This window comes from Pseudomonas monteilii, from assembly GCA_001534745.1.
GTDB lineage: Bacteria > Pseudomonadota > Gammaproteobacteria > Pseudomonadales > Pseudomonadaceae > Aquipseudomonas > Aquipseudomonas alabamensis.
Window position 1 is genome coordinate 3,375,893 of sequence record CP013997.1, and the last position, 22,306, is coordinate 3,398,198.

At 66.3% G+C, this 22,306-nt stretch carries 18 protein-coding genes; 5 read left to right on the forward strand and 13 right to left on the reverse strand.

Annotated features, from left to right (window positions below; translation table 11 throughout):
- Position 1: 1 nt before the first annotated feature.
- The 4 genes from APT63_14400 to APT63_14415 all read right to left on the reverse strand — a co-directional run bounded on the left by APT63_14400 (position 2) and on the right by APT63_14415 (position 4,368).
- Positions 2-1,009, reverse strand: a complete 1,008-nt coding sequence (locus tag APT63_14400) for a tetraacyldisaccharide 4'-kinase (protein ID AMA46707.1) — start codon at positions 1,007-1,009, stop codon at positions 2-4.
- Positions 1,009-1,443, reverse strand: coding sequence for a biopolymer transporter ExbD (locus APT63_14405; GenBank protein AMA46708.1), 435 nt, complete (start codon positions 1,441-1,443; stop codon positions 1,009-1,011). The genes APT63_14400 and APT63_14405 overlap by 1 nt, the downstream gene beginning before the upstream one ends.
- Positions 1,440-2,075: a biopolymer transporter ExbB gene (locus tag APT63_14410; protein AMA46709.1), complete on the reverse strand. Its 636-nt coding sequence runs from the start codon at positions 2,073-2,075 to the stop codon at positions 1,440-1,442. The genes APT63_14405 and APT63_14410 overlap by 4 nt, the downstream gene beginning before the upstream one ends.
- A gap of 67 nt (positions 2,076-2,142) precedes the next feature.
- Positions 2,143-4,368, reverse strand: a complete 2,226-nt coding sequence (locus APT63_14415) for a competence protein ComEC (protein ID AMA46710.1) — start codon at positions 4,366-4,368, stop codon at positions 2,143-2,145.
- Positions 4,369-4,510: 142 nt separating this feature from the next.
- Here APT63_14415 and APT63_14420 point away from each other — a divergent pair, with 142 nt between their 5' ends.
- Positions 4,511-5,128, forward strand: coding sequence for an ATP-binding protein (locus APT63_14420; protein ID AMA46711.1), 618 nt, complete (start codon positions 4,511-4,513; stop codon positions 5,126-5,128).
- Here the strand turns inward: APT63_14420 and APT63_14425 are convergent.
- The 3 genes from APT63_14425 to APT63_14435 all read right to left on the reverse strand — a co-directional run bounded on the left by APT63_14425 (position 5,021) and on the right by APT63_14435 (position 7,495).
- Positions 5,021-5,800 (reverse strand): hypothetical protein, encoded by a 780-nt coding sequence (locus tag APT63_14425; protein ID AMA46712.1) that lies wholly within the window; start codon positions 5,798-5,800, stop codon positions 5,021-5,023. The genes APT63_14420 and APT63_14425 overlap by 108 nt on opposite strands.
- Positions 5,797-6,729 carry an ABC transporter gene (locus APT63_14430; GenBank protein AMA46713.1) on the reverse strand — a complete coding sequence of 311 codons (933 nt, stop codon included), beginning with the start codon at positions 6,727-6,729 and terminating at the stop codon, positions 5,797-5,799. The genes APT63_14425 and APT63_14430 overlap by 4 nt, the downstream gene beginning before the upstream one ends.
- Before the next feature lie 142 nt (positions 6,730-6,871).
- Complete coding sequence (locus APT63_14435; GenBank protein ID AMA46714.1) at positions 6,872-7,495, reverse strand: glutathione S-transferase; 624 nt, start codon at positions 7,493-7,495, stop codon at positions 6,872-6,874.
- Between the two features lie 174 nt (positions 7,496-7,669).
- Between APT63_14435 and fadE the strand changes: the two genes are divergently transcribed.
- Entirely contained in the window at positions 7,670-10,117 is a 2,448-nt protein-coding gene (gene fadE, locus APT63_14440) for an acyl-CoA dehydrogenase (protein ID AMA46715.1), read from the forward strand.
- 401 nt (positions 10,118-10,518) lie between these two features.
- On the opposite strand, the gene APT63_14445 is transcribed toward fadE, so the two are convergent.
- Positions 10,519-11,469 (reverse strand): NAD(P)H-quinone oxidoreductase, encoded by a 951-nt coding sequence (locus tag APT63_14445; GenBank protein ID AMA46716.1) that lies wholly within the window; start codon positions 11,467-11,469, stop codon positions 10,519-10,521.
- A 109-nt stretch (positions 11,470-11,578) separates the two neighbouring features.
- On the opposite strand from APT63_14445, the gene APT63_14450 reads away from it, so the two are divergent.
- Complete coding sequence (locus APT63_14450; GenBank protein ID AMA46717.1) at positions 11,579-13,684, forward strand: peptidase S41; 2,106 nt, start codon at positions 11,579-11,581, stop codon at positions 13,682-13,684.
- A 138-nt stretch (positions 13,685-13,822) separates the two neighbouring features.
- Here APT63_14450 and APT63_14455 read toward each other — a convergent pair whose 3' ends face one another.
- The 5 genes from APT63_14455 to APT63_14475 form a co-directional block, all read right to left on the reverse strand.
- A complete protein-coding gene (locus APT63_14455) occupies positions 13,823-14,191 on the reverse strand; it encodes a hypothetical protein (GenBank protein AMA46718.1) in 369 nt (122 codons plus the stop codon).
- Complete coding sequence (locus tag APT63_14460) at positions 14,188-14,541, reverse strand: Cro/Cl family transcriptional regulator (protein AMA46719.1); 354 nt, start codon at positions 14,539-14,541, stop codon at positions 14,188-14,190. The genes APT63_14455 and APT63_14460 overlap by 4 nt, the downstream gene beginning before the upstream one ends.
- Before the next feature lie 85 nt (positions 14,542-14,626).
- Positions 14,627-15,067, reverse strand: coding sequence for a hypothetical protein (locus tag APT63_14465; GenBank protein AMA46720.1), 441 nt, complete (start codon positions 15,065-15,067; stop codon positions 14,627-14,629).
- 691 nt (positions 15,068-15,758) lie between these two features.
- On the reverse strand, positions 15,759-16,529 hold the full coding sequence (locus tag APT63_14470) for a peptidylprolyl isomerase (protein ID AMA46721.1): 771 nt from the start codon (positions 16,527-16,529) through the stop codon (positions 15,759-15,761).
- Positions 16,530-16,800: 271 nt separating this feature from the next.
- Positions 16,801-18,285, reverse strand: coding sequence for a polyphosphate kinase (locus tag APT63_14475; GenBank protein ID AMA46722.1), 1,485 nt, complete (start codon positions 18,283-18,285; stop codon positions 16,801-16,803).
- 150 nt (positions 18,286-18,435) lie between these two features.
- Between APT63_14475 and APT63_14480 the strand changes: the two genes are divergently transcribed.
- Both APT63_14480 and APT63_14485 read left to right on the forward strand, forming a co-directional pair.
- Positions 18,436-20,448: an FAD-dependent cmnm(5)s(2)U34 oxidoreductase gene (locus tag APT63_14480; GenBank protein AMA46723.1), complete on the forward strand. Its 2,013-nt coding sequence runs from the start codon at positions 18,436-18,438 to the stop codon at positions 20,446-20,448.
- Positions 20,449-20,811: 363 nt separating this feature from the next.
- Positions 20,812-22,185 carry a channel protein TolC gene (locus APT63_14485; GenBank protein AMA46724.1) on the forward strand — a complete coding sequence of 458 codons (1,374 nt, stop codon included), beginning with the start codon at positions 20,812-20,814 and terminating at the stop codon, positions 22,183-22,185.
- Positions 22,186-22,306: the final 121 nt, after the last annotated feature.

Consider the following 22,306-nt stretch of genomic DNA (forward strand, 5'->3'; position numbering starts at 1 on the left):
ATCACGCGCGTCGGTGTGGCAGCAACCGCTCGAGCTGTGCGTCGAACCAGGCGACGAACGCAGGTGAAGGTTCGGCCTCCACCGCCAGGTACCACCAGTCGTCGGCCGCGAAGGCACGGCACTTCACCGCGTCCTTTTCGGTCATCAGCAACGGCAGAGCCGGGCTGAAGGTCAACGCCTCGCGACTGAACCGGGCATGGTCGGCGAACGGGTGCGCAATCGGCTGCCAGTCTAGCGCTTGCACGGTCTTGAAGAAACGCTGTGGGTTGCCGATACCGGCCACCGCATGCACGGCCTGGCCCGGCGGAAAATACGTGAGGTTGCGGCGCTCGCCGGTGCGCACGTTGACCAGCGCGCTGGGCCGCAAGCCAAAGGCGTACCCCTCGGCGCGGTCGGCCGGGGCGCCGTTGAACAGCACGGCATCGACGTCGGCCAGGCGCTCGGGAGGTTCGCGCAACGGCCCGGCAGGCAGGCAACGCCCGTTGCCCAGGCCACGGGCAGCGTCGATCAGCACCAGCTCCAGGTCGCGGGCCAACCGATAGTGCTGCAGGCCGTCGTCGCACAGGATCAGGTCCAGCGGCTCGGCGGCCAGCAGGCCACGCACCGCGCGGGCACGGTCCGGGTCGATCATCAGCGGCACACCCGTGCGCTGCACGATCAGCAGCGGCTCGTCGCCCGCTTGCTCGGCTCCCTGCCCTGCCTCGACCCGCCACGGCAGCTGCGGCGGCTGGGCGCCGTAGCCACGGCTGACCACGCCGACCCGCAACCCCTGGCGGCGGCACTGGGCGATGAGCCAGAGGATCATGGGGGTCTTGCCGGTGCCACCCACGGTGACGTTGCCGACCACGATGACCGGCACCGGCGCCCGATAGGCTGGACGGCGACCGTCGAGAAAGCGCGCCCGCTTGCCTGCCACCACACGCCGGTAGAGGCATTCCAGGGGGCGCAGCAGGGTCAGGGCCGGGTGCCCGGCGTACCAGGCGGCGAGCAGGCGTTCGCCCAAGGCCATCACTTCGCTCCTTGAACCGCCTCGACGGTGGTCATGCGCAGGCGGCTGAAGCCCAGCTTGCCCGCGGCGTCCATGGCGGTCACCACGGCCTGGTGCGGCGTCTTGCCGTCGGCGCTGATCGCCAGCGGCAGCTGGTTGTCGCCGCCGGACTCGCGCTGCAGGGCCTCGGTGAGGGTCGCCAGGTCACTGCTCGGCAGCAGGTGGTTGTTCACCGAATAGACGCCATCGGCGCTGATGGTGATTTCCACCAGCTTGCCGTCTTCGGCCGGCGCCGCTTCGGCGCTGCTGGCCTCGGGCAGCTCCACGCGCAGCTGGGTCTCGCGGGTGAAGGTCGTGGTCACGACGAAGAACAGCAGCAGGACGAACACCACGTCGATCAACGACGCCAGGTTGATGTCCACGTGTTCGCGGGCACGGTTGCGTCGAAACTTCACGCCGCGCCTCCGGCCACCTCGACCTCGCGATCACCTTGCACGACCTCGACCAGCTTGATCGCCTCCTGCTCCATGCCCACCACCAGCTCGTCGATGCGGCGCAGCAGGAAGCGGTGGAAGAACACGGCCGGGATACCGACCATCAGGCCGGCCGCGGTGGTGACCAGGGCTTTGGAGATGCCCCCGGCCAAGACGGCGGCGTTGGCGGTCATCTGGGTGCCCATGAAAGCGCTGAAGATGTCGATCATGCCCAGCACGGTGCCGAGCAGGCCCAGCAGCGGGGCCATGGCGGCGATGGTGCCGAGGGTGCTGATGTAGCGCTCCAGGTCATGGATGACCCGCGAGGCGGCTTCTTCGATGCACTCTTTCATGATCTCGCGCCCGTGCCGGGAATTGGCCAGGCCGGCGGCGAGGATCTCGCCCAGCGGAGAGTCGGCGCGCAAGGCGGTGAGCTTGTCGCCGGTCAGCTGCTTGTCACGGATCCACACCCAGACCTGCCCCAGCAGGTGCGGCGGGGTCACCCGGCTGGCGCGCAGGACCCACAGACGCTCGACGACGATAGCCATGGCAGCGATGGAACTGAGGATGATCGGCAACATCATCCAACCGCCGGACTTGACCAACTCCCACACAGTAATCACCCCTCGGAAAAGTTCGCCACTCTACCACATGCATTCCACGGCGCTCAGCCACCGACCATCACGCGTCAGGGTCGCGCCAGAAGCGGCGCTCGGCGCGCAGGCGATGGACCTCGCCCCCACTGCCCAGACGCAGGCGCAACGCGCCATGCAGGGCCGTGTCATGCACGGCGATGCCGTGACGCCGGTAGCGCGCCAGCACGCTGGCATGGGGATGGCCGAAACCGTTGTGCCGGCCACGCGAGATCAGCACGCCGCGCGGCGCCGTGGCGCGCAGGAAGGCCTCGGTGGAGGACGTCCGGCTGCCGTGATGGGGTGCCTGCAGCCAGTCGCTGCGAGGATCGGCGGTCTGCGCCAGCCACAGGCGCTCGGCGGCCGCTTCCAGATCGCCGGTCAACAGCAGGCGCTCGCCACCGGCCTCCACCTGCAGCACGCATGAGCGCTGGTTGCTGTCCGGCGCGCTCGGCCACTGCCAGAGCGTGAAGGTGACACCGTCCCAGTGCCAGCGCTCGCCTGCCCGACAGGCCTGGCCAGGCAACGCCGCCGGCAATGCCTCGGGTTCACCGGCCAGTGTCCGGGCAGGCGGCAGCCCGGTGGCCACGGCCAGCGCACCGCCGGCATGGTCGGCGTGCGCATGGCTGACGATCAGCAGGTCGAGCCGACGCACGCCCAGCCTGTGCAGCGTCGGCAGCACCACGCGCTCGCCCAGGTCGACATCGCCATGGGCCGGGCCGGCGTCGAACAGCAGGGTGTGGTGCTGGGTGCGCAGCAGCGTGGCCAGGCCCTGGCCGACGTCCAGCTGCCAGACCTCCACCTGGCCGTGCGGCACGGGGGCGTTCGGCAGCCACAGCGCGCCGACCATCAACACGGCCCCCGGCAGGCGCAACGGCACGCCACGAGGCAGCAACGTCGATAGGCTGCCGAGCGCGACCAGGCACCATGCCCCCAGGGACAAGGCCGGTGGCTGCCAGGCAGGCTGCCACTGCGCGAGCCGGCCCAACAGCTCGAACAGCCCGGCCAGCAGCCCGCCGGCCAGCCACAGCAACGCCTCGCCCACCGATGGCAGGCCGAGCAGCAGCGTACCGAGCAAGGCCAGGGGCAGCACCAGCAGACTGATCGCCGGCACAGCCAGCAGATTGGCCACCGGCCCGCTCAGGCTGACCGGCAGGCCCAGGGCCAGCAGGACCGGCAGCAGACCGAGGGCAATCAGCCACTGGGCACGGGTCCAGGCCTGCCAGGGCCGCCAGCCGCCCAGGCGACCGCTGAAGCCGAACAGCAATACGGCCACCGCGGCGAACGACAGCCAGAAACCCGGTAACAGGCTGGCCAGGGGTTCGATCAGCAACACGCCGACCAGCGCCGTCCACCATGGCAGGCTAGTACCCAGGTGACGAAAGCGCAGGCGCCAGATCAGCACCATGGCCAGCATGGCGCAGGCCCGCTGCACCGGCACCTGGAAACCGGCGAGCGCACCGTAGGCCAAGGCTGCGCCCAAGGCCAGGGCACATGCCCACGGCAGCCAGGGCAGGCGCGTCGGCCATAGGCCCAGCCGTGCCGCGCCCGCCACCAAGGCGTAGATCAAGCCGGCCAGCAGGCCGATGTGCTGCCCGGAAATGACCATCAGGTGCACCGTGCCGGTCGCCCGTAGCGTATCCCAGTCGTCTCGGGACAGGCCGCTGCCATCACCGAGTACCAAGGCCACCAGGGTGGCTTGCCGCCCGTGAGCGTCGACGGCCAGCAGCCGCTGGCGCAGGCCGTCCCGCCAGCCAGGGCCACTGCCGCTCAACCGCTCGCCGGCCTTGACCGAGCCCGTGGCGCCGATGCGCCTTGCCAGCAAAGTCGCTTCCTGGTCAGGCCCGTGGGGATTGAGCAGCCCCTGGGGACGTTTGAGCGTTACCGCCAGGCGCCAGCGTTCGCCGCTGCGCACCGGCGGCCCGTCGAACCAGCTCAGCTGCAGACGAGCCGGTAACGTGGCCCGTCGCGACTGCGCCTCGCTCAGCTCGAAGCGCACCCCTTGGCCCGTCTGCTGCGGCAATCCGCTCACCCTCCCCTCGACCCACAGCGTCCGGCCGTCCAGGGCGGCAGGCAGACGCTCGTCCAGCGCACCTTGCGCGGACCAGCACGCCCAGCACAGCCCCAGGCCGAACCAGCCCATCGAGCGCACCCGCGTGATCAAGCAACCCAGCGAGACCAGCAGCCCCGCCACCCACCATCCGACCGGAGGCAAGGCCGGCACGAACCGCAGACAGATCATTCCCAGTGCCAGCGCCATCATCCCTGTGCGCATGCCAGAGCCCTCCCAGGCAGAACCACCTGATCAGGCATAGCTGCCTCGAGCGCTCGGGTTGCTCAAGAATTGTCACAATCTCTGTCGAAAGCGCCTTGGACAATGCGGGCATACTGGCCGCTCGACACCCGCGAGAGCCCCCATGCCGCGCCGAATCTTCAAACGCTACATGCCGGACCCGACCAGCATTCGCGAACACAAGTCGTTGCGATTTCTGGGCAAGCTGCTGCATGACCCCAACCTCTGGCACCTGAACCGCCACTCGGTCGCCCGGGCCATGGGCGTGGGCCTGTTCGCGGCGCTGATCCCCATGCCGATGCAGATGCTGCTGGCGGCGGCGCTGGCCATCGGTGTGCGCGGCAACCTGCCGATCGCGGTCAGCCTGGTGTGGCTCACCAACCCGTTGACCATGCCACCGGTGTTCCTGGTCACCTACCTGACTGGCGCCTGGCTGATGCAGGTGCCGCCGCGCAGCCTGCCCGACGAGCTGACCTTTGCCTGGATCACCGAGCAGTTGTCCACGGTCTGGCAACCGTTTCTGCTCGGCTCGGTGGTCTGCGGGGTGATCCTCGGGCTGCTGGGCTACAGCCTGACCCTGCTGTACTGGCGCTGGTGGGTAGGCCGGCAGTGGCGCCGACGCAAGGCCCGGGTGTCAGGTGCGCATGCCGCGGCCGCTGACCAGCAGTCGCACGCACACGGTGTACAGCACCGCCGTGGCCACCAGCATGAAGGTGATGGCCGTGCCGATCCGGATGTCTGAGACACCGAGGATGCCGTAGCGGAACGAGTTGACCATGTGCAGCACCGGGTTGGCGAGCGACACGGTCTGCCAGAACGGCGGCAGCAGCGTGATCGAGTAGAACACCCCGCCCAGGTAGGTCAGCGGCGTCAGCACGAAGGTCGGGATGATCGAGATGTCGTCGAAGTTGCGGGCGAACACCGCGTTGACGAAGCCCAGCAGCGAGAAGATCGTCGCCGTGAGCAGCACGACCAGCACGGTCACGCCCAGGTGATGCACCTGCAGGTCGGTGAAGAACCCCGACAGCACGGTGACGATCACGCCTACCGCCAGCCCGCGCAAGATGCCGCCCAGCGCATAACCGATCAGGATGGTGTGGGGCGACACCGGCGAGACCATCAGCTCCTCGATCGAGCGCTGGAACTTGCTGCCGAAGAAGCTCGAGACCACGTTGCCGTAGGAGTTGGTGATCACCGACATCATGATCAGGCCCGGCACGATGTACTGCATGTAGGTGAAGCCGCCCATGTCGCCTATCTGTCGGCCGATCAGGTTCCCGAAGATCACGAAGTACAGCACCATGGTGATCGCCGGGGGCAGCAGCGTCTGCGGCCAGATGCGCAGGAAGCGTCGTACTTCCCGGTAGACGATGGTGTTGAGGGCGACCCAGTTGTTGCGCAGATCCAGGCTCATACCGCCACCTTCGACAGGTTCTTTTCCACCAGGGACACGAACAGCTCCTCGAGCCGGTTGGTCTTGTTGCGCAGGCTCAGCACCTCGATGCCTTGCAGGGCCAGTTGGCCGAACAGTGCGGTGACGCCCACGGCCTTGTCCACCTGCACTTCCAGCGTGTGCGGGGTGATCAGCCGGCAGGGGTAACCCTCGAGCACCGGCGCCTGGGCCAGGTCGCGGCGCAGGTCGAGCACGAAGGTCTCCACATGCAGCTTGCCGAGCAGGTCGCGCATGCTGGTGTTCTCGACGATGGTGCCCTTGTCGATGATGCCGATGTGACGGCACAGCTGCTCGGCTTCCTCGAGGTAGTGGGTGGTGAGGATGATGGCGATGCCTTTCTGGTTCAGCTCGGTGAGGAAGGTCCACATCGACCGGCGCAGCTCGATGTCGACTCCGGCGGTGGGTTCGTCGAGGATCAGCAGGCGCGGTTCGTGCACCAGTGCCCGGGCGATCATCAGGCGCCGCTTCATGCCGCCAGACAGCGAGCGTGAAGGCACGTCGCGCTTGTCCCACAGCCCCAGTTGGGTCAGGTACTGTTCGGCGCGCGCCTTGGCCAGCTTCGGCGGGATGCCGTAGTAGCCGGCCTGGGTTACGACGATGTCGAAGGTCTTCTCGAACTGGTTGAAGTTGAACTCCTGGGGCACCACGCCGATGGCGCGCTTGAGCGCCGCCGGGTCGCGGTCCAGGTCATGGCCGAACACGTTCACCGTGCCGCTGGTCTTGTTGACCAGGGTCGAGAGGATGCCGATGGTGGTGGACTTGCCGGCGCCATTGGGGCCGAGCAAGGCGAAGAAGTCCCCTTCGGCGACGTCCAGGTCGATGCCCTTGAGGGCCTGGAAACCGTTGCCGTAGGTCTTGGTCAGCTGTCGAATGGACAGAGCGGAACTCATAACAGGTCAGTTACCGGGATAAAGAGGGTCGAAACGCGCCGACCCTCGAGGTCGGCGCAGTGGTAGGCGGCCATGGTGCGGGGCCGGGCCGCTCAAGTACAGTCACCTGTATCGATAGTGACTATCGAACTGGCCTGGGTGTTCAGCTCAGCTCGGTCATGACCCCGGCCTGATAGGCCGGACGCGCCTTGAGCCGCTCGTACCAGTCGCGCAGGTGGGTCATCGGTGGGTGTTCGATGGGCATCTCGAACCAGGCATAGGCGAAGGCCCCCAGCGGCACGTCGCCCATGCCGACGGTTTCGCCCGAGAGGTACGGCTGTTCGGCCAGCGCCCGGTCGGCGATCGACAGCAGGCTCGCGCAGGTCTTGTGCGCCGCATTGATGGCGACCCAGTCCTGTTGCTCGGCGGGCGTGCGCAGCAGGCCCCAGAACAATGGTTTGAAGGGCGTGGCGAGGGACGAGGTGGTCCAGTCCATCCACTTGTCCGCCTGGGCGCGCTGGCGCGGGTCCTCGATGTACCAGCCCTGTTTACGCCCGTACTCGGCGCAGAGATAGCGCACGATGGCATTGGACTCCCAGAGCACCGTGTCGCCATCCTCGAGCATCGGCACCAGGCCATTGGGGTTGAGCGCGCGGTAGCGCGGCTCGTCGACCACCCCGAACTGGCCGCCGGCATCGATCGACTCGACATCGAGCCACAGCTCCTGCGCGATCCACTGCACCTTGCGCACGTTGCTCGAATTCTTGCGGCCCCAGATCTTCAGCATGGCGATATCCTGTCAAGTACGCGGAAGATCCCAGTCTACTCCAGACACATTCTCTGGCAATCGCCTGCGAACTCCCCGCGTGCAGACAGGTCACTGTTCACACCAGCCGTTCGACGAACACACTTCCCGGTTCCGAGACATGGCTCGAGTCGAACTGTTCACGGAGGAAGGCGTATGTGGCTGTTGTGGGTGGTGGTTCTAGTGATCGGTGCGGCGTACCTCACGCACCGGCGTCTCGCGCCGACGGCGATCCTGGCGATCCTGGCGCTGTACCTGGTGGCGATGGGGGTGTTCAGTCACACGTCCGGCTGGCTGCTGGCGGTGTTCTGGATCGCACTGGCGGCCACTGCGGCCCTGGTGCTGTTGCCTGACCTGCGCCGCAAGCTGTTCACGGCGCCCATCTTCGACTGGTTCCGCAAGACCCTGCCGCCGATGTCGCAGACCGAAAGCGAAGCCATCGATGCGGGCACAGTGTGGTGGGATGGCCAGCTGTTCAGCGGACGCCCCGACTGGAACACCCTGCTCCACTACCCCGCCCCGCGCCTGACCGAAGAAGAACAGGCGTTCATCGACGGCCCGACCGAGGAGCTGTGCGCGCTGGTCAGCGACTGGCAGATCGGTCAGGACATGGACCTGCCGCCCGAGGCCTGGGCGCACATCAAGCGCCACGGCTTCTTCGCCCTGATCATTCCCAAGGCCTACGGCGGCAAGGGCTTTTCCGCCTACGCCCACTCCCAGGTGGCGATGAAGCTGGCCACACGCAGCGGTGACCTGGCCTCGACGGTCATGGTGCCCAATTCCCTGGGGCCAGCCGAACTGCTGTTGCACTACGGCACCGATGCCCAGCGCGACCATTACCTGCCGCGTCTGGCCCGTGGCGAGGACATCCCCTGCTTCGCCCTGACCGGCCCCCTGGCCGGCTCGGACGCAGGCGCCATGCCCGATACCGGGGTCGTGTGCAAGGGCCAGTGGCAAGGCGAAGAAGTGATCGGTCTGCGCCTGAACTGGGACAAGCGCTACATCACGCTGGGTCCGGTCGCCACTCTGCTCGGCGTGGCGTTCAAGGCCTACGACCCGGAGCACCTGCTGGGTGACCAGGAGACCCTGGGCATCAGCCTGGCGCTGATCCCCACCGATACCCCGGGCGTCACCATCGGCCGACGCCATGTGCCGCTCGGCGCCGCCTTCATGAACGGGCCCAACAGCGGCAAGGACGTGTTCATCCCCCTGGACTACCTGATCGGCGGCCAGCCGATGCTCGGCAAGGGCTGGATGATGCTGATGAACTGCCTGTCGGTGGGCCGCTCGATCTCGCTGCCGGCCGTGGGCACGGGCGCGGCCAAGTTCACCAGCCTGGTGACCGGCCAATATGCGCGGATCCGCGAACAGTTCAACGTGCCCCTGGCGGCGTTCGAGGGCATCCAAGAGTCCATGGCGCGCATCGGCGGCAACGCCTGGTTGATGGACAGCGCGCGTTTGCTGACGGCGCAGGCGGTCGACCTGGGCGAGAAGCCTTCGGTGCTGTCGGCGATCCTCAAGTACCACCTGACCGAGCGTGGCCGTGAGTGCATCCAGCACGCCATGGACGTGCATGCGGGCAAGGGCATCATCATGGGCCCGAACAACTACCTGGCGCGCAACTGGCAAGGGGCGCCGATCTTCATCACCGTGGAGGGCGCGAACATCCTGTCGCGCAACCTGATGATCTTCGGGCAGGGCGCCATCCGTTGCCATCCGTTCGTGCTCAAGGAAATGGCCGCTGCGGCGCACGACGACCCTCATCAGGCCCTGCGCACGTTCGACAACCTGCTCGGCCAGCACATTCTCTTCGCTCTGCGCAACGCCGCCAGCACGCTGGTACTCGGCCTGGGGCTGGGCCGCTTCGAGCGTGCACCGGGCGATGCCCTGAGCCAGGGCTACTTCCGTGCGCTCGACCGTCAGGCCGCCGCGTTCGCCCTGCTGGCCGACCTGTCGATGATGCTGCTGGGGGGCTCGCTCAAACGTCGCGAGCGCTTGAGTGCGCGCCTGGGTGACGTGCTCAGCTACCTGTACCTGTCGTCGGCCGCGCTCAAGCGCTACCACGACCTGGGCTCGCCCGAGCACATGCAGCCGCTGCTGCGCTGGGCGATGGAAGAGAGTCTGGGCAAGGCGGAGGATGCACTGTCGACCCTGCTGGACAACTTCCCCAACCGGTTCGTCGGCGGCGCCTTGCGGGTGCTGGTGTTCCCGTTCGGCCGCCGTCATACCGGGCCGAGCGATGCGTTGGATGCCGAAGTGGCTGCACTGATCGGCCGCAACCAGGGCGACCCGGCCCTGGAAGAGCTGCTCACCGGCTGCTACCGCCCGACCCACGACGGGGATGCGGTGGCGGCACTGCAACAGGCGTGCGACCAGCTTGATCTGGCGGCGCCGTTGCAGCGCACGTTGCACAAGGCGCTCAAGGAAGGTCGGTTCGTGCCGGCGCCCGAGGAGCCCTTGCTCGATGCGGCAGTGCGGGCGGGCGTGCTCGATACCGAGCAGGCGGCGACCGTGCAACGGGCTGAAGCGGCGCGGCGCAAGGTCATCGATGTGGATGATTTCGACAAGGAGGCGTTGTTGCCGACGGTGGGCAAGGTGCGGTGAAGCGGCAGGCTGCAAGCTGCAAGCTGCAAGCTGCAAGCTGCAAGCTGCAAGCTGCAAGCTGCAAGCTGCAAGCTGCAAGCGAGGGCTGATCGTACAGGTGTACCCTGATTGCAAGGGTGTCGCTGATTTTACGGCCTCTCGCGAGGCCGATCGCGGCACAGGGGCCGCTCCCACAGGTGACCGCGATAGCCTGCCACACCGTGGTGCGGCTGCGGGTGTAGAAGCGGCCCCTGTGCCGTGATGCCCGCAACGCCTTAGTGTGGCTACGGGTGTAGGAGCGGCCCCTGTGCCGCGATCGGCCCCGCAGGGGCCGTAAAGTCAGCCCTCGCGCTTTCAAAGTCGTCCTCGAACGATCAGCCACCTACTTGCCGCTTGCAGCTCACAGCTTGGCGCCCTCCTCTTTACCCCAACACCACCACCAACTTGCCCGACACCTGATTCCCCGCCAGCTCGGCATAAGCCGCTTCGGCCTCCGCAGCCGGATAAGCCCGCACCAGTTGCGGCTTCGCTCGCCCTTCGGCGAACAGCGGCCAGACCTGCTCGTGCAAGGCCTGCAACAGCTGCGCCTTGAAGCCGTCGTCGCGGTTGCGCAGGGTCGAGCCGGTCACTTGCAGGCGCTTGGCCAGAACCTGGGCCAGATCGAACTCGGTCGTGCGTCCCCCCATCAGGCCAATGATCACCCAGCGCCCGTCACGCGCGAGCAGCTTGAGGTTGAGCGCTGCATAGCTGGCACCGACCGGATCGAGCACGACGTCGAACGGCCCATGGGCCTCGAGCGCCTGAAGATCTTCACCACGCAGCACACCGCCTGCAGCGCCCAGGTCCTGGCAGTAGGCCAGGCGCTCGGCCGAGCCCACGCTGACCCAGACCGGATTGCCGAACGCCTTGCACAACTGGATCGCTGCCGAGCCGACGCCACTGGCCCCCGCGTGCACCAGCACCTTCTCGCCCGCTTTCAGGTCGCCGAGCTGGAACAGGTTGAGCCAGGCGGTGGCATACACTTCGGGGATCGCGGCCGCTTCCTCCAGGGTGACGCCCTCCGGCACCGGCAGCACGTGACGGGCATCGACCACCACCTCGTCGGCCATGCCGCCACCGGCGAGCAGGGCGCAGACGCGATCGCCCACGCGCCAGTCGGCACCGGCGCCGACCTCGGTGATCACACCGGCGCATTCCAGGCCCAGGTAGGGGCTGGCACCCGGTGGCGGCGGATAGGCGCCTGCGATCTGCAACAGGTCGGCACGGTTCAACCCGGCCGCCGTCACGCGGATGCGCACCTGGCCCGCGTCGCATTCCGGGGCCTGTACCTCGACCCAGCTCAGTTGCCCCTCAACGCCTTGCAATGCCTTCACAGTGCCTCCATAGTTGACCGATGAATGAGCCTGGGCACGTTTGCACCAGGCTTTTTTTGCAGTATGCGACCGGTCAGATGGAACCGGCCAAAGGAAAAGACGGCCTACTATGCGTGATCAATTGCCCCAGAGTCGAATCAGCATGAAGCACTTTCTGCCCGGCACCGCCCTCGCCCTGATGCTTGGCCTCGGCAGCGTGTCACTCTCCGGCAATGTCGCGGCCGCCAACAAGTGGGACGGGCTGCAACCTGACCGCGACGAGATCGTCGCCAGCCTGAACGTGGTCGAGCTGCTCAAGCGCCACCACTACAGCAAGCCGCCACTGGACGACGCACGCTCGGTCATCATCTACGACAGCTACCTCAAGTTGCTCGACCCGTCGCGCAGCTACTTCACCGCAAGCGACATCGCCGAATTCGACAAGTGGAAGACCCAGTTCGACGACTTCCTCAAGAAGGGCGAGCTGCAACCGGGCTTCACCATCTACAAGCGCTACCTCGACCGCGTGAAGGCGCGTCTGGACTTCGCCCTGGCCGAACTCGACAAGGGTGTCGACAAGATCGACTTCACCACCCACGAGCAGTTGCTGGTCGACCGCAAGGACGCGCCCTGGCTGAAGAACACCGCCGAACTCGACGACCTGTGGCGCAAGCGCGTCAAGGACGAGGTGCTGCGCCAGAAGCTCGCCGGCAAGGACCTCAAGCAGATCCAGGAAACCCTGACCAAGCGCTACAAGAACCAGCTGGCGCGCCTCGACCAGACCCGCGCCGAGGACATCTTCCAGGCCTACATCAACACCTTCGCGCAGTCCTACGACCCGCACACCAACTACCTGTCGCCGGACAACGCCGAGAACTTCGACATCAACATGAGCCTGTCGCTGGAGGGCATCGGCGCGGTGCTGCAGAGCGACAACGACCAGGTGAAGATCGTGCGCCTGGTACCGGCAGGCCCTGCGGCCAAGACCAAGCAGGTCTCGCCGGCGGACAAGATCATCGGCGTCGCCCAGGGCGACAAGGAAATGGTCGACGTGGTCGGCTGGCGCCTGGACGAAGTGGTCAAGCTGATCCGCGGGCCCAAGGGCTCGGTGGTGCGCCTGGACATCATCCCGGCCAGCAATGCACCGAACGACCAGACCAGCAAGGTGGTGTCGATCACCCGCGAAGCGGTCAAGCTGGAGGAACAGGCGGCCAAGAAGTCGATCCTCAACCTCAAGCAGGACGGGCGTGACTACAAGCTGGGGATCATCGAGATTCCGGCGTTCTACCTGGACTTCAAGGCCTATCGTGCCGGGGATCCCGAGTACAAGAGCACCACGCGCGACGTGAAGAAGCTGCTGACCGAGCTGCAGAAGGAAAAGGTCGACGGCGTGGTCATCGACCTGCGCAACAACGGCGGTGGCTCGCTTCAGGAAGCGACCGAACTGACCAGCCTGTTCATCGACAAAGGGCCAACGGTGCTGGTGCGCAACAGCGACGGCCGCGTCGACGTACTGGAAGACGAGCACAAGGGCGCCTTCTACAAAGGTCCGCTGACCTTGCTGGTCAACCGCCTGTCCGCCTCGGCGTCGGAGATCTTCGCCGGCGCCATGCAGGACTATCACCGTGCACTGATCATCGGTGGGCAGACCTTCGGCAAGGGGACGGTGCAAACCATCCAGCCGCTGAACCACGGCGAACTCAAGCTGACCCTGGCCAAGTTCTACCGGGTGTCCGGGCAGAGCACCCAGCACCAGGGCGTGCTGCCGGACATCGCCTACCCGTCGATCATCGACACCAAGGAAATCGGTGAAAGCGCCCTGCCCGAGGCCATGCCCTGGGACACCATCCGTCCTGTCGTGAAGCCTGCTTCCGATCCGTTCAAGCCGTACCTGGCGCAGCTCAAGGCGCGGCATGAGGCGCGCAGCCTGAAGGATCCGGAGTTCGCCTACATCCGCGATCGCCTGGCGTTGACCCAGCAGCTGATGAACGAGAAGACCGTCAGCCTGAACGAGCAGGAGCGCCGCGCGCGCCATGACGAGATCGATGCCAAGCAACTGGCCCTCGAGAACGTGCGCCGCAAGGCCAAGGGTGAAGAGCCGCTCAAGGAGCTGGAGAAGGAAGACGAGGACGCCCTGCCGAGCGAGCCGGAAGATACCAAGCCGGAAGACGATGCCTACTTGGCAGAGACGGGCCGGATCCTGCTGGACTACCTGAGCCTGAGCAAAAGCCGATGAGGCGCTGAACGTGCGTGCTTGACCCAAGGGCCGCTTTTGCGGCCCCTTTTTCATGGGTCATGGACCCTCGATGTAGATGGGCCTTGCCGCCTCACCGTCTGCGGCATGAATGCCCGTCAGGCCATCGTCCGGTGTGGCTCATGCCTCGTCCGGATAGGCATGCTCGAACACCCGTACCACCTCCGACGCATGCCAGGCCGCGGCTTCCAGCCCATCGGCCGGCCCGGTGAAACGCCCGAGCCGCTCGGCACACTCGAAGAACCCAGGCCGTGGCAGACGGCTGGCGCCCTGGCTGATCACCAGCGCGCTGCGCAGGGGCTGGTCGGCCCGGGCGTCGATCAGCGCCAGGTGCTCCAGCGCAGCGGTAAGCGTCTGCATGGCAGGCGTGGGCAGTTGCAGGCGCTCGATCAACGCACGGTAGGTCAACAGGTGACGTTGACGACGGGCCAGGTCAAGCGCATCCAGCAGGCTTTGCCAATGCTGACGGCTGATCCTGACCTGACTCAAGAGGGCTCACTCCATCCCGGCAGCCCCAGCTCCCAGGCCAGGCTGCGGCGGATGGCAGCATCCGGTTGGCGCTCGCCAGACTCGATCATCGCCAGATAAGCCGGGCTGATGCCGACGCTGCGTGCCAGCGCTTCACGGGCCAGGCCCTTGGCTTCGCGCAGGCGCGGCAGTTCGGTCAGAGGCTGGAGGGTGGGCTGGGCAACGGTTTCAGGCGCTGGATCGGCCTGCGCTGCAAGCGGCGTCTCGCGTTCGGTTGCATGCCCGGCGGCCTTGAGCAAGGCCTGGTAGTGCTCCCAAGGCAACACCGCGTACTGCGGTTTGCCTTCGTGAATGATGACCTGTACATCCATGACGAAAACCCCTTTTCTCCGCGCGCCACGGCGTGTGGCGCTTCGGTACGACTGGGTGGCAAGTATATCAGGACGTGCGAACGCCTTACGGCTGGCCGCGCTCCAGGCGCAGCGCCTCGGGCGTATCGGGCAGGCGCTCCACCACGCGCAGCTTCTCGGGCGCCTGCGCATCGCGCCAGGTCTTGAACTTGGTCAGCTCGTCGCCGACGGTCTTGATGACCCAGCCCAGCACGGCGATGTCGTCGAGAAAGCCCACGCCGAGCAGCCAGTCGGGAATGGCATCGAGCGGGCTGACGAAGTACAGCAGGCCGGCCACGATGGTGATGATGGATTTCTTGCTGATGTCCCGGTATTCGCCGCGCCACCAGGCCAGGCAGAGGGACTGCATCAGCTTGACGTCATGACGCAGCTGGCCGAGCTTCGGCCCCTTGCGCGCCACGGCGAACAGCAAGGCCGGCAGACGGCCACGGCTGAGCAGGCGCTCGGCCAGGGGAAGGAAGCGACTGAAATTCCACGGTGCGTTCATTGAACCTCCAGCAGGAACGGGTAGGTTATCCACATTTACTGTGGATAACCTTGTGAACAGGGGGGCGTTTCCACGGTTTGGACCCTGCACGGCAAGGGCCGCACTCGAATCGGGCGTTTTTTACACACTTGTTTCAAAGCCAGCTCAGGTGCGTGACAGGGGTCGAGGTCGCAGGTGCCGACTCTATGTCGACCCTGGAAGGTGGTCGGGGTTCGCCCAGCGTGTCGGGCTGGAGGCCCGCCGGGCATGATAGGGCCTGCACACATTGGCCAACGCCCGGAACTGAGCGGCAATCAGGTCCTAAGCCTCATCTGCCCTGCGAGGGGCAGCCTGTGGGAGCCGGCTTGCCGGCGATGGGGATGGTGGCTGCCCTGCCGTCATCGCCGGCAAGCCGGCTCCCACAGGGGTGGGCGCATGGGTTTGAAGACGTCTGTGCGGATCGATCGAGACTGGTACCGTCATAGCTAACACCGTCGCAGAACTGCGCGGCAATCAAGTCCTAAGCCTCATCTGCCCTGCAAGGGGCAGCCTGTGGGAGCCGGCTTGCCGGCGATGGGGATGGTGGCTGCACTGCCGTCATCGCCGGCAAGCCGGCTCCCACAAGATAGGCGCGTGGACTTGAAGGCATGCGCCCTGAAACGAAAACGCCCCGTCGAAACGGGGCGTTTTCAGGCGGAGCGCGTCTGGCTGCTTACTGAGCAGGCGTCTCGGCCGGGGCGTCGGCAGGTGCTTCAGCCGGTGCCTGGGTCGGATCGACCGGGGCCTGGCCCTGGTCCTTGATGCCCAGCAGTTCCAGGTCGAACACCAGGACCGAGTTCGCCGGGATCAGCGGGCTCGGGCTCTGGGCGCCGTAGGCCAGTTCGGCCGGGATGAACAGCTTGTACTTCTCGCCCACGTGCATCAGTTGCAGGCCTTCGACCCAGCCCGGGATGACGCCGCTGACCGGCAGGTCGATCGGGCTGCCGCGCTCGACGGAGCTGTCGAACACCTTGCCATCGATCAGCTTGCCTTCGTAATGCACGGTCACGACATCGGTCGGCTTGGGCTGCGGGCCGTCGGCCTTCTTGATGACCTGGTACTGCAGGCCCGAGGCGGTGGTGACCACGCCGTCCTTCTTGCCGTTCTCTTCGAGGAACTTCTTGCCGGCGGCCGACGCTTCTTCGCTGGCCTTGGCCTGACGCTCCTCGGCACGCTTCTGCAGGTCGCTGAAGGCAGCTACCAGCTCCTCGTCCTTCAGGCGCTGGTCTTTCTTGCCGACCGCGTCTTCGATCCCGAGGGCCACGGCCTTGGAATCCAGATCGTCCATGCCTTCCTGAGCCAGGCTCTTGCCCATGTTCAGGCCGATGCCATAGGAGGCTTTCTGGGAAGGCGTCTTGAGCTCGACGTCGCTGGCCTGCTTGTCGCAGCCGGCGAGAACCAGGCTGACCAGGGCAACCGCGGCCGCCAAACGATGCTGTTTCATGCTAGATCCTTGTTCATGCGCCATAAGGGCAATCAGGGTAAAGCCGCGAGCTTAGCAGGCGGTCATCACCAATGGCTACCGGGATCAGAGCGCCTGTGGACGCAGAAGTTCAGCCGTGGCAGACAGGAAAAAGGCTCGCGCGCGGACGACCGCCGTGAGCTGCCGTGGGGATCCTGGGCCGCAGAGCAGCCTCTTGCGCCCCAGACGCCAATGCACACCGTTCCCTGCCCTTCCTCCCGCAGCCTACCGCTCACCACTCGCCCTTCCCCGCCTACTCCGCGAACGCCGCTTCCAGCGCCTCGTTGATCGTGCGCAACACCTTGACCCTGGCCCAGCGCTTGTCATTGGCTTCCACCAGGGTCCACGGCGCGATCGTCGTGCTGGTGCGATCGACCATGTCGCCCACGGCCTCGGCGTACTGGTCCCATTTCTCGCGGTTGCGCCAGTCTTCCTCGGTGATCTTGAAGCGCTTGAACGGCACCGCCTCGCGCGCCTCGAACCGCTCCAATTGGGTCTGCTGGTCGATCGACAGCCAGAACTTGACCACCACGATCCCGGCATCACGCAACTGCTCTTCGAAGTCGTTGATCTCGCCGTAGGCACGCATCCAGTCGCTCGGCGGGCAGAAGCCTTCCACCCGCTCCACCAGCACGCGCCCATACCAGGAACGGTCGAAGACGGTGAACTTGCCCCGGGCCGGAATGTGTCGCCAGAACCGCCACAGGTAAGGCTGTGCGCGTTCCTCCTCGGTGGGCGCGGCGATCGGCACGATGCGGTACTGACGCGGGTCCAACGCAGCGGCCACGCGGCGAATGGCCCCGCCCTTACCGGCAGCATCGTTGCCTTCGAACACGGCGACCAGGGCATGCCGGCGCATCTTCTTGTGACGCAGCAACCCCGACAGACGCGCCTGCTCGGCGACCAGTTGGCGCTGGTAGTCGTCCTTCTCCAGCCGCAAGGTCAGGTCCAGGCTGCCCAACAGGCTGCGCTGGTCGAGACTGCGCCCTGGTCGCGGGCTGTGGCCTGGCGAGGTAGGCGGGACGTCCTTGGCCAACGCATTCTGCAACGCCTCGAGGATGATGCGCCCGACCGCCAGGCTGCGGTAATACGGGTCGACCCCTTCGATGATGTGCCAGGGCGCGTAGTCGCGGCTGGTCCGGCGCAGGACGCGCTCGCCATAGCGCACGAAGCGGTCGTAGGTGCGCGACTGCTGCCAGTCCAGCGGGCTGATGCGCCAGCTGTGCAGCGGGTCGTCCGCCAGCGCCTTGAGCCGGGCTTTCATCTGCTGCTTGGACAGGTGGAACCAGAACTTGATGATCAGCGCGCCTTCGTCGCAGAGCATCTGCTCCAGGCGCTCGGCGCCCGCGATCGCCTGGTCCAGCACGGCGTTCTTGAAATCGCCCTGCACGCGCCCTTGCAGCATCTGGCTGTACCAGTTGCCGAAGAACACCCCGGTGCGCCCCTTGGGCGGCAAGGCCCGCCAGTAGCGCCAGGCCGGTGGACGGGCCAGTTCTTCGTCGGTTTTCTCGTCGAAGGTGCGCACCTCGATGAGCCGAGGGTCCATCCACTCGTTGAGCAGTTTCACCGTCTCGCCCTTGCCGGCGCCTTCGATGCCATTGATCAGGATGATCAGCGGGAAACGGGCCCGCGCCTTGAGCTCGTACTGCGCCTCGAGCAAGGCTTCGCGCAGGGCCGGCTCTTCGGCGTCGAAGACGTCCTTGTCGATGCAGTGGCCGATTTCCGCGGATTCGAACATGTCTGGCTCCTTCGATGATGGACAGGGCCGACGCCTCGGCCTGGGTCGTTGCCGGTTGGACACGCCAACTCGGTCGGTTGTTAGATCGCCTTGCGTGAATTCGGGCGCGAAGCCCCCTAAAATGATCGCTTCGCTGTCGTCGAGCCGATCATGTCAGATTCCCCAGCTTCCCCCGCCCCGCTCCATGCCCAGATCGACTGGGACGACCAGGGCCTGCCTCATTCGCGTCATTACGATGACGTCTACTTCTCGCGCGAACAGGGCATCGAGGAAACGCACTACGTGTTTCTCGAGCAGAACCGCCTGCGTGAGCGCTTCGCCGCCCTGGCGCCCCACGAATGCCTGACGATCGGGGAAACCGGCTTCGGCACGGGCCTGAACTTCTACTGCGCCTGGCAGTGCTTCGCCGAGCACGCCCCAGCCGAGGCACGGCTGCAGGTGATCAGTGTGGAGAAATTCCCGCTTACCCACATTGACTTGGAGCGGGCCGCGCGCCTCTGGCCCAGCCTGGCGGCGTTTTCGCAGCCGTTGCTGGCGCAGTACGTCGCCGTGCACCCCGGATTCCAGCATTTCAGCTTCGACGGCGGGCGCGTCACCCTGACCTTGCTCATCGGCGACGTGCTCGAGCAGCTGCCGACCCTCGATGCCCGGATCGACGCCTGGTTCCTGGACGGCTTCGCGCCTGCCAAGAACCCGGACATGTGGACGCCTGCGCTGTTCGAGCAGATGGCGCGGCTCTCGGCGCCCGGCACCACGCTGGGCACCTTCACCACCACCGGCTGGGTACGTCGCGCACTGATGGCGGCCGGCTTCACGCTGCGCAAGGTACCGGGGCTGGGCAAGAAGTGGGAGATCATGGGCGGTACGTTCACTGGCCTACCGGTCGACGGTGTGTCGAGCGCGCCGGACGCGCCGTGGTACCGCCGTCCCCCGGCCGCGTCAGGTCCGCGCCGGGCGCTGGTGATCGGCGCCGGGCTGGCCGGCAGCGCCACGGCCCGCAGCCTGGCCAACCGCGGCTGGCAGGTCGAGGTGCTGGAGCGTCATGCGGAGGTGGCCCAGGAGGCCTCCGGCAATCCCCAGGGCGTGCTCTACCTGAAGCTCTCGGCCCATGGCACGGCGCTGTCGCGGTTGATCCTGACCGGCTTCGGCTATACCCGACGCTGGCTGACGAACCTGCAACGCGGCCGCGACTGGGACGCCTGCGGGGTGCTGCAATTGGCGTTCGACGCCCAGGAGGCCGCCCGCCAGGCCAAGCTGGCCGACGCCTTCGACCCCAGCCTGCTGACGGCGGTCTCGCGCGAGCGTGCCGAAGCGATCGCCGGGGTGACGCTACCGGCCGGTGGCTTGTTCTACCCCGAGGGCGGCTGGGTGCATCCACCAGCGCTGTGCCAGGCGCAGATAACACACCCCCGCATCCAGGTGCGCCCTCATCACCAGGTGCTGCGCCTGGCGCGGGTCGACGGCCTGTGGCAGGCCTGGGACGGGGACCATCTGCTGGCCAGCGCGCCGGTGGTGGTGCTGGCGGGCGCTGCGGACGTACGCCTCTTCGACGGCTGTGCGGACTTGCCGCTCAAGCGCATTCGCGGGCAGATCACCCGGCTGCCTGCGACCGAAGACAGCCAGGCCTTGGGCACGGTGCTGTGCGCCGAGGGCTATGTGGCGCCGCCCCGGGCGGGCGAGCACACCGTGGGCGCGAGTTTCGACTTCCACAGTCAGGACCTCACGCCAACGGCCCAGGAGCATCAGGGCAACCTGGAGCTGCTGCGTGAGATCTCCGAGGACCTGCACGCGCGCCTGACGCGGGATGGTGCATCGTCCGACAGCCTGCAAGGGCGCGCGGCGTTTCGTTGCACCAGCCCCGACTACCTGCCGATCGTGGGGCCGCTGGCCGACCGGGCGGCCTTCGATGAGCGCTATGCCGTCCTGCGCAAGGATGCCCGCCAGGTACCCGACCTGCCCTGCCCCTGGCTCGAGGGCTTGTACGTCAACAGCGGTCATGGCTCGCGGGGCTTGATCACGGCGCCCCTGTGCGGGGAACTGGTCGCCGCCTGGGTGACGGGAGAGCCGCTTCCGGTGCCACGCGAGGTGGCCCAGGCCTGCCATCCGAACCGGTTCGCCTTGCGCACATTGATCCGGGGCGAACCGGCTGCACGTCGCCGGTGAGACGGTGCGCTGGCCGTCCGTCAGCTCATGGCGTCGAAGTTCGGTTGTGTTTGTACAAGGTGATAGAAAAAAGCCATTATTTGCCTGACAAAATATTGTCGTACTGTACCAGCCAAGTAACACTACACTGGCTGTGAACAACAAGAGAACGCGGAACTTTCCATATCGCCTACCTATCGCAGTGGGGCACTCGATCAGGACATCACCTGTCGGGAGGCTCTCCGGTGGGGCTCGCGGTGCCTAATCCCTCAGGCGCGACGGGTGAATCTGGACAGTCTTCGATGCGTATCCGCATCGATCCGCCCGATAGCCAATTTTTTGGCGACTGAAGAACGTCACTTTATTCCAGGGAGAAGCAACCCCATGCGCGTCATGACCCCCATCGCCAGCGCCGTGCTGCTGGCCAGCCTGTGTACGCACGCCCAGGCGATGTCGATCACCGAGGCCATCCAGACCGCGGTCGACCAACATCCGGAGGTCAGCTCCAACCGCAACAATCGCTTGTCCGCCGATGAAGACGTGAAGTTCGCCAAAGGGGGCTTCTACCCGTCGATCGACCTGGTCGGTGGCTATGGCCGCCAGCGCTCCGACAATGCCAACACGCGCCGTCTCAACACCGACGGCACCACCAGCCGTGGCAAGGAAACGCTCACCTACAACCAGATCGACCTGCGCCTGCGGCAGCTGATCTTCGACGGCTTCGCCACCTCCAACGAAGTCGGCCGCACCGAAGCGGTGGTCGACTCGCGCGCGTACTACACCCAGGCCATCGCCCAGGATGTCGCCTTGCGCGCCATCGAGGTGTATCTGGAAGTGCTGCGTCGCCGTGAAGCGGTGACCTTGGCCAAGAACAACCTGCAGGCGCACCTGCGGGTCAACGACCAGATCGGTCTGCGCAGCGAACGCGGCGTGGGCAGCACTGCCGACCTGGACCAGTCCCGTGCCCGTCTGGCCTTGGCGCAGACCAACCTGGACACCGCCGAGGTCGATCTGGCCGACGCCGAGGCCAACTTCTTCAGTGCCGTCGGCCGCATGCCCGACGAGCTGGAAACGCCCATCGACATTCAGCCGCAGCTGCCGGCTACCCTGGACGAGGCCCGTCAGGAGCTGCAGGAGAACAACCCGTACCTCAAATCGGCACAGGCCGACGTCAACGCAGCCGAGAAGCAGTACCAGGTCGCCAGGTCGGGTTACTACCCTCGCCTCGATGCCGTGCTGGCCACCGGCACCAACGACAACCTGGGTGGTCAGCGTGGCACCAACAGCAATGACTGGCAGGCCGGCGTCGAGCTGAACTACAACATCTCCCGCGGTGGCAGCGACCGGGCCCGCATTCAGTCGGACGCCTACAAGGTCAACCAGGCCCTGGACATCCGCAACAACGCCCTGCGTCAGCTCAACGAGAACCTGAGCCTGTCGTGGAACGCCATGAACAATGCGATTAAGCAGTTGCCCAAGGCCCGCGAATACGCCGAGACCACCACCCGTGTGCGCCTGGCCTATCAGGAGCAGTTCGGTATCGGCCAGCGGACCCTGCTCGACGTGCTGGACAGCGAGAACGAGCTGTACACTGCGGCCCTGCGCCTGAACGAAGTGCGCTACACCGGTGAGTACTCCAAGTACCGCGTGCTGGCGACCATGGGCGACCTGCTGAGCAAGCAGCGGATCGTGCTGCCCTCCGAAGCGGTCGCGCGCAACGATGTGCGCAACGAGGCCAGGCTGCCGGCCATGCAATAAGGCCGGCTCATCGACCGACTGTACGGTCGATTGCAGCCCTGGCTGTATGGCAAGGGCTGCCTGAGGGCACGCTAGGCTTCGAAGGTGATCGCGCAAAGGGACGGACGCTGGCGACAGCGCC